Source organism: Bacillus sp. 7894-2, assembly GCF_002272225.1.
Taxonomy (GTDB): Bacteria; Bacillota; Bacilli; order Bacillales; family Cytobacillaceae; genus Cytobacillus.
The window spans coordinates 1-7953 of sequence record NZ_NPDG01000054.1 but is presented as its reverse complement, the minus strand read 5'-3'; the positions used below and the strand labels follow the sequence as shown (position 1 = coordinate 7953).

Below are 7953 nucleotides of genomic sequence, written 5' to 3'. Positions count from 1 at the left end.
AACTCAGTAAATAAGAGGAAAAAGCAACAAATCTTGCGAAAACAAACTTTATTTATAAGCAATGGCAATTGGCTGATAAAATCCAGACTCTTCAGGGAGCAGCCATTTCACCTGCCGAAAACCAGCTTGGCGCAGAAGATGGTTTAACTCTTCCCTTCTGTAGGCCCTATACTGAGAAAGTCTTTCTGACACAGACCAGGTTCCGACCTTTTCCACCATTGTAAAATGCCTCAAATTATATATATCAGAATTCTGATGCCAATCCCAAAGCTGAAAGGTTATGGTGTGATCCCTTTTTGCAGGCAAGGTGGATGTTGGCCTTCCTTTCTGTATTTCATCATAATTCCTGATAGAAAAGAGAAAAATGCCTTTCTCGCTGAGTAAACTGTAAACCTCTTTAAGTGCCTTGGTGCATTCTTTTTCGGTGATAAGGTGCGGCAAGGCGTTATCCATCGAGAGAATGGCATGAAAAGATTCACTGTGCACAGATGACAATGCCCTCATGTCTGCCTGAAAAAATTGGATGTTCAGCTGTCTCAGCTCTGCTTCTTTTTTTGCTCTTTCGATAGACTTTCCGCTAATGTCTGATGCCGTTATTTTGTACCCCTTTTGGGCCAGAGCTAATGTTTGAGTCCCTATTCCGCAAGAACAATCCAATAGAGATGATGTTTTATTAAAGCCTTCTGCCGATAAAAGATGATCCAGTACATCGCCCTGCCTGGCAATGGAACGATCCCAATCCTCAAATATTAAGTGATACTCTTCAGCTAATTCATCGTAAAATTGTTCTGCCATGATAGATGACCTCCTTTTAAAAAAGAGTACAGCTTTTGACTGTACTCGTAAAATGTATTTCTTTAATGGTTCTTCTTCTCTTTATCTTTCTTTTTATCCTTCTTTTTATCTTTATCTTTTTCCTTGTGTTTTTCTTTTCCTTTATTCCATTTCTCTTTCCATTTCTCTTTTTCTTTTTCAATTTTTTCTTTAATCTTCTCTGTTTCTTTTTTTATGTTGTCTTCCCAAGCTTTCCTTTGCTGCTCCTTTTGCCTTTGTTCCATCAGACCGGCAATATGTGGGACATTAAATGACTCTGCTTCCTGATTTTTCAGGGCTTCTGACATTATTGCCCGGAATATCGGAGCCGTACCTTCACTGCTCGAGGTAGTAAGATAATTATTTGCATCTGTCTTATCATGGCCTACCCATACAGCACCTACCAGCTGTGGTGTGTAGCCGACAAACCATTGATCCTTAACTCCGTCAATGCCTTCGATGGTCATTTGTGTACTGCCTGTTTTCCCTGCAACTTCTCTGCCTGGTATTTGGGCAGCCTTCCCTGTACCATGCTGAACTACCCCGAGAAGCATAGTTGTCATTTTATCCGCAACATCCTTGGAAATGACTCTTGTATTCTCACCTTTCCACTCTGCTACTGTAACTCCATCCTTATCAACTATTTTTGTAATGGAGTGTGCTTCCGGCCTCTCGCCGCCATTTGCAAATACAGCATATGCCTGTGCCATGGTCAGAGGTGAAACTCCAACACTTGTGCCGCCAAGAGCAAGTGCAAGATTTTGATTGATGGCTTCTTCAGGTATGCCAAACCTCTTCGCCGCATCTACCCCTTTGTCCACACCAATTTCATCCAAAAGCCATACAGCAGGGACATTTAAAGAGTCCTTTACCGCTTCATACATTGGCACATTTCCACGGAACTGGCCATTATAGTTATTCGGCTCATAATCTTTGCCGAATGTCATTCTTTCATCTTTAAGTTCATCTGTGATCTTCCAGCCCGTCTCCAGTGCTGCTGTGTAAGGCACAATCGGCTTCATGGTCGATCCGGGCTGGCCTACTTTATGAACGGCACGGTTATGGCCAAGAAGGGTATGTTCACCTCTTCCGCCTGCAAGAGCACGGATACCGCCATTCTTTGGATCCAGAAGTACGGCTCCGCTTTGAACCTGCTGATCTCCAGTACCTTTAGGAAATAATTGATCATTTGTGTAGGTTTCTTCTACACTGCTCTGCATATCCTGATCAAGCTCTGTATAAATTTGATACCCGTCACTTAAAAGCTCATCAAGCGAAATATTGTATTTATTAATCGCTTCTTCCAGAACCACGTCTACATAATATGGGTATTTCCCTTTAAAGGGATCGCCGCCGCTGTCTTCAAAAACAAGCTTTTCATTTTTTGCTTTTTCCCATTCCTTTTCAGTAATAAAGTTGTGTTCCTTCATACGGTCAAGGACGGTATTCCTTCTCTCAATTGCCTTTTCTTCATTTTGGTAAGGATTGATGGCTGATGGGGCTTTAACCAGCCCTGCAAGCAGTGCTGCTTCACTAACGGAGAGATCCTCAACATCTTTTCCATAGTACTTCATCGCCGCACGTTTGATCCCCCATGCGCCTTCTCCGAAATAAACCTGGTTTAAATACATTTGAAGAATTTCATCTTTGCTGTATTCCTTTTCAATTTCAAGGGCCAGGAAGAATTCTTCCAGTTTTCTTTTGTATGTTTTTTCTGCAGATAATAGTGCATTTTTGGTCAGCTGCTGGGTAAGCGTACTGCCGCCCTCGACTATTCCGCCTGCTTTCACGTTTGTCAAGAAGGCCCTGCCTATTCCTTTTAAATCGATGCCCCCGTGTTCATAAAAACGGTGGTCTTCAATGGCAATCACTGCATTTTTCATATGATCAGGAATTTGATCTATGGAAATGCCTTCATTTTTATTTGCTGAGATCTTGCTGGCTACTTCCCCATCAGCGTCATAAATGACTGTGGATTGTGCAAGCCCTGCTTCGAGTGCACTGATATCCGCATCCTTATATGAAAAATAGACGAAGCTTAAGAAAGCCAGGACCAAAGTAGATGCAAGCAATATGGATACCTGTGTCAAGTGCAGCTTATTCCAAGTTGACTGAAACTTTTTAATAACTGAAGTTTTCTTTCTCATATTTCCTCCAATATTCTTGCTGAAAATCATTTTGCTTTTGTGGAAGTCTTCAGATTACACCGATAACAGCATAACTTCAAAGAATACGTTTTTATATGGTATTTTGTTTCCATGCAATTTTCTTCCAGGTATAAAAAATATACCCTGAAATCCTCAATGATACTCTGAAAATATGCATTAGAATTTACGGAGTCCGGTCATTTTTTATGGGGGTACAATAAGTTTCAAAGCTCTGATGATTTTTATGATTTACTCTTCACAGCAGAGGGTATATAAACAATAAGTTTCCTTATCATAAGAAGGAGTGATCACTGATGTATTTTAATAAAATTGTATTGGGCTATGATGATACAGACGGAAGCAGACAGGCATTGAATATGGCAATCGGATTAGTTAAACAAAACCCTGAAGCTCAGCTGCTGGTTGCTCAGGTCTTTGAAGAAACAGTTGAAAATATTCCCTTAAACAATGAAAAAGCGGTAGAGCCTGTAAGAACGAATGGCTATCTGCTTGAAGGAATTCAGATCCCTCCTCTTCCGGTTTATCATGATGAATCCTCTTCCAATACACACGCAAGAGTAAAGCATAGCGTAGACAATACTTTTTACAATGCAAGGGAAATTCTTGAGCCATACAACATTAATACGAAGTTCGATGTTATTGAGGGGAATCCTGCAGAAAGCATTTGTGAATATGCAGCGGCGGAAAACGCAGATTTAATTATTGTGGGAAGCTCAGGCAAAGGCGGAATTAAAAAGATGTTCCTGGGGAGCACCAGTACAAAAATTGCCAGGAATGCTCCTTGCCCCGTGCTTATAGCTAAGGATAAGGAAAATCCGCAAATCCCTTAAAATTGAAAAGCAGCCCGGAGGCTGCTTTTTATATGAATACAGCTGTTATTGCTGAAGGTCTTTATTCTCAGCTGCCAGCTCCTCAAACCGTTCTTTAGAAGACAATTCTTCGAAACTACTGTAAATTCTAAAATGATCCTGATCAATAATCCGGTAGTGCTGGCTGATAATATTCTGCTGAAGGATCAGACCGTTGCTTCTCTTCAATTCCCGCCACCAGAGCTTACCGCCAAGAGTCTTTTCCTTTCTGTAATCAATTCCTTCTCTTGCAATAGTCTCCAGAACTTCTAATGGTTCATTTCCAAACAAAAACCGGACTGTTTCCGTTTCTCTAAATAAAGCACAAACAGCTACTACTGTCGACCAGCCTGCCTCTGCCCGCCCTTTTTCAATTTGAACAAGCGTCTTTTTTGAAACACCAATAATCTCTGCCATTTTATCCTGTGTGTATCCTGCCTCTGTACGTATAAGACGGATCTTATCTGAAACTTTCAGTATAATTTCATCTCTAGTCAATGCAGCTTCATTCCCTTTTTGTTGTTGGTGTAAATTTACACCTGTTTCTATATTATAAAAGAAATAATAACCATTTTACAAATAAAAAACTGCCTTTTTCTTTAACTATACCAATTATCACAAAAAAATGACTGTGCTTTTAGTCACAAGTTGGCCTTTTTCCTCAGGGCAAAAATTACTGATATTTTCCATTAAATTAACAGAGGATTTTGCCGTATTCTATCGAAATCTATTGGTTAACTGTTATTATGCAAAAAAAGTGGAGGATAAAATGACGATTGAAACAAATAATGCCATATTGGAACTTCTGCTGACTGAAAAAGAAAACCTCTTAAGTGAATGGAATGAGAAAATCCTCATAAATAAGGATGATCCTTTTAAAGATAAAATTAAGGATAATGGCGAGGCCATGTTCCAATTAATTATTCAAATCTTAATAAGAGACGGGCAGGAACTGGAAAACTATATTCAGAAACTGGCCTACACCGTCGCTGAACAGCGAGTAAAAGCAGATATTAATATTGGAGACTTTGTTTATAATGTCAACTTGGGAAGAACAATAGTTCTTAATATTTTTAATCGTTCCGAAATACATTTTCATGAACTCCAGAGACAGTACGAAAGAATCGGTTATTGCTTTGATAAATTCTTATATCACGCTGTGTCCAGATATACGGATGCCAAAGATCAGATTATTAAGGAAAAAACACAATTTATCGATTCCACCCATAAAGATAGATTGACGCTCCTTGGCCAAATGACTTCAAGCTTTATTCATGAGTTCAGAAATCCGCTTACCTCTGTACAGGGGTTTATTCAGCTTTTAAAATCCGAAAATCCCTCCATGAAGTATTTGGATATCATCTCAAATGAACTGGAGCAGCTGAATTTTAGAATTTCGCAATTCCTGCTTCTCTCTAAAAAGGAACTGATCGGAAAAGAAAAAATTACATTTTCTCTAAATGAATTAATAGATGAAGTCCTGATATTCTTATATCCCAGTATCCTGGATGGAAAGGTTACGATCCTTCAGGATATAAAAGATGATATCTATTTGGTTGGCTATGCGGATGAAATCCGCCAAGTCTTCATTAATATTATCTTCAATGCCATAGATGTGCTTACACAGTACCGCAGTGACCCTGTCATCCATATTAAAAGCAAATGGACTTCAGATGGGCAAATAAGACTGGATATTTCTAATAATGGGCCAAGAATTCCGGATCATCTAATCAATTCCATTTTTGAGCCATTTGTTACAACAAAAACACTCGGAACGGGGCTGGGGCTATTTGTCTGCAGAGAGATAATTGAAAAACATCAAGGGACTCTGACATGTGATACCGAATCAGACTGGACCGTTTTCAGCATAACTTTGCCAACTGAAAAGCCGGCTAAAGATATGAGCTGATTCTGACTCCCGGCAACAGCTTTTTCGTCTTCCATTCCAAAATGCTTATATGAATTAAACAATAAATTATTATATTTATAGATTGCCGGAGGGGGTTTGTCACTTGTTTTCTTTAATAGTAGACGAGGAGCTAGAATTGCAATTGTTCCAGATTCATCATTCGGAAGAGTTATTCAGCTTGGTGGACCGGAACCGCAGCCACTTAAGAGAATGGCTTCCATGGGTAGATAATATGGCTTCACCTGTTCAGTATCATTCGATCATTCCTATATGGCTGAAACAGTTTGCTGATAATAACGGCTTTAATGCCGGAATCCGTTATCAGGGAAAACTTGCAGGCTCTATTGGTTTTCACCATATAGACTGGAACAACAGACAAACCAGCATTGGATACTACCTTGCTGAAAATTTTGAAGGCAAAGGAATAATGACACGAAGTGTGCAAGCCATGGTCAATCATGCTTTTTTTGATTTAAAACTGAACCGCATCGAAATACGCTGCGGAATTAGAAATGGAAAAAGCCGTGCGATCCCTGAACGGCTTGGATTTCGCCAGGAAGGAATCATCCGGGATGGCGAGTTTCTTTATAATCGATATCACGATCTTGCCATATATGGAATGCTGGCAAGGGAATGGAATGTGTAAACAAAAAGCCTGCTCAGGCTTTTTTATTTTTCCTGCATACAAGTTCCGGCATTAATTACTTCCTCTGATTACTTCTCTTAAATAAGGGTAATTTCAAATAAAGTAACTCCTTTATTCATGGTTTATTTGTAAAATTCATGAATAAGGGAAAAGTACATATTATAAAGGAGGTGCCTGCCCCTTACATTATCGTGTAAGGGATAATATGATCACCCTTAACCTTTTCTTATTATTTTTATTAATCGCATTAACTGCATTTTTTGTTGCATCTGAATTCGCCATTGTTAAAGTGAGGACTTCCCGAATTGACCAGCTTATGCTGGAGGGAAATCCTAAAGCCCGTTCTGCGAAACAGGTTATAAGCAGTCTGGATGAATATTTATCTGCCTGTCAGCTTGGAATTACAATCACCGCACTGGGCCTCGGCTGGCTCGGTGAACCGACTATTGAAAGACTGCTTCATCCTGTATTTGAAAGTCTTAACTTGCAGGCTTCCGTCACTCATATCCTCTCCTTTGTCATTGCTTTTGCTGTTGTGACATTTCTCCATGTGGTCATTGGGGAGCTTGCGCCAAAAACCTTTGCGATTCAAAAAGCAGAAGCCATAACTTTAACCTTTTCAAAGCCATTAATATTGTTTTACAGGGTTATGTATCCGTTTATCTGGATTTTAAACGGTTCGGCCAGAGTCGTTACAGGATTATTCGGACTGAAGCCCGTTTCAGAGAGTGAAATGGCCCATTCAGAGGAAGAACTGCGGATCATCCTGTCTGAAAGCTTAAAGAGCGGTGAAATTAATCCTTCTGAATACCAGTATGTTGACCGGATATTTGAATTTGACAATAGAATCGCCAAAGAGATTATGGTTCCGCGGACCGAGATTGTTACCATCCCGGAAGATTCATCACTGGAAGAAACCCTCGATCTCATTTTAAATGAGCGTTATACCCGTTATCCGGTTACGGTAGGCGATAAGGATAATATTCTCGGAATCATTAATGTAAAGGAAATTCTAACTGACTGTGTAAGAAAAAAATGTGAAGACAAACACCCCTTACTGCAATATATTAAACCCGTTATCAGGGTGATAGAAACCATTCCTATTCACGATTTGCTTCTTAGAATGCAAAAGGAGCGTTCACATATGGCGATTCTTCTTGATGAGTACGGGGGAACCGCTGGATTGGTCACAGCAGAAGATATCCTGGAAGAAATCGTTGGTGAAATCCGGGACGAATTTGATGCCGATGAGCTTCCGCTTGTTCAAAAGACAGGGGAAAACCACTATATCCTTGATGCGAAACTGCTGATTTCAGAAGCAAATGATCTTCTGGGTACAACATTATCCGATGATGACGTGGACACCATCGGCGGCTGGATCATGACGCAGAAGTATGATGCAGCACAGGGAGACTTTATTGAAGAAGAAGGTCACAGATTTATCATTAAAGAAATGGATGGACACCATATTTCTTATATTGAAGTTTTGAAAATTTAATCTATATTTATTAAGACTTTCACTTAAAGTTTGTTGATTTTTCATTTTTCATTACTTAGTTTAATTTGCTT

At 39.6% G+C, this 7953-nt stretch carries 7 protein-coding genes; 4 read left to right on the top strand and 3 right to left on the bottom strand.

The features are described from left to right. Positions 1-48 precede the first annotated feature (48 nt). Positions 49-795 (bottom strand): class I SAM-dependent methyltransferase, encoded by a 747-nt coding sequence (locus CHI10_RS07880; protein WP_095243759.1) that lies wholly within the window; start codon positions 793-795, stop codon positions 49-51. A gap of 62 nt (positions 796-857) precedes the next feature. Then, on the bottom strand, positions 858-2960 hold the full coding sequence (locus CHI10_RS07875) for a transglycosylase domain-containing protein (protein WP_095243757.1): 2103 nt from the start codon (positions 2958-2960) through the stop codon (positions 858-860). A gap of 314 nt (positions 2961-3274) precedes the next feature. Here CHI10_RS07875 and CHI10_RS07870 point away from each other — a divergent pair, with 314 nt between their 5' ends. Next, positions 3275-3811 (top strand): universal stress protein, encoded by a 537-nt coding sequence (locus CHI10_RS07870; RefSeq protein ID WP_095243756.1) that lies wholly within the window; start codon positions 3275-3277, stop codon positions 3809-3811. A 45-nt stretch (positions 3812-3856) separates the two neighbouring features. Here CHI10_RS07870 and CHI10_RS07865 read toward each other — a convergent pair whose 3' ends face one another. Beyond that, complete coding sequence (locus CHI10_RS07865; protein WP_095243754.1) at positions 3857-4327, bottom strand: helix-turn-helix transcriptional regulator; 471 nt, start codon at positions 4325-4327, stop codon at positions 3857-3859. A 271-nt stretch (positions 4328-4598) separates the two neighbouring features. On the opposite strand from CHI10_RS07865, the gene CHI10_RS07860 reads away from it, so the two are divergent. The 3 genes from CHI10_RS07860 to CHI10_RS07850 all read left to right on the top strand — a co-directional run bounded on the left by CHI10_RS07860 (position 4599) and on the right by CHI10_RS07850 (position 7882). Continuing rightward, positions 4599-5738 (top strand): histidine kinase N-terminal domain-containing protein, encoded by a 1140-nt coding sequence (locus CHI10_RS07860; RefSeq protein ID WP_095243753.1) that lies wholly within the window; start codon positions 4599-4601, stop codon positions 5736-5738. Positions 5739-5841: 103 nt separating this feature from the next. Then, a complete protein-coding gene (locus CHI10_RS07855; protein ID WP_095243751.1) occupies positions 5842-6384 on the top strand; it encodes a GNAT family N-acetyltransferase in 543 nt (180 codons plus the stop codon). A gap of 205 nt (positions 6385-6589) precedes the next feature. Then, complete coding sequence (locus tag CHI10_RS07850; RefSeq protein WP_095243749.1) at positions 6590-7882, top strand: hemolysin family protein; 1293 nt, start codon at positions 6590-6592, stop codon at positions 7880-7882. Positions 7883-7953 lie beyond the last annotated feature (71 nt).

Coding starts and splice junctions, on each gene's coding strand:
- CHI10_RS07880 (WP_095243759.1), bottom strand. CDS start 795: ATGGCAGAACAATTTTACGATGAATTAGCTGAAGAGTATCACTTAATA.
- CHI10_RS07875 (WP_095243757.1), bottom strand. CDS start 2,960: ATGAGAAAGAAAACTTCAGTTATTAAAAAGTTTCAGTCAACTTGGAAT.
- CHI10_RS07870 (WP_095243756.1), top strand. CDS start 3,275: ATGTATTTTAATAAAATTGTATTGGGCTATGATGATACAGACGGAAGC.
- CHI10_RS07860 (WP_095243753.1), top strand. CDS start 4,599: ATGACGATTGAAACAAATAATGCCATATTGGAACTTCTGCTGACTGAA.
- CHI10_RS07850 (WP_095243749.1), top strand. CDS start 6,590: ATGATCACCCTTAACCTTTTCTTATTATTTTTATTAATCGCATTAACT.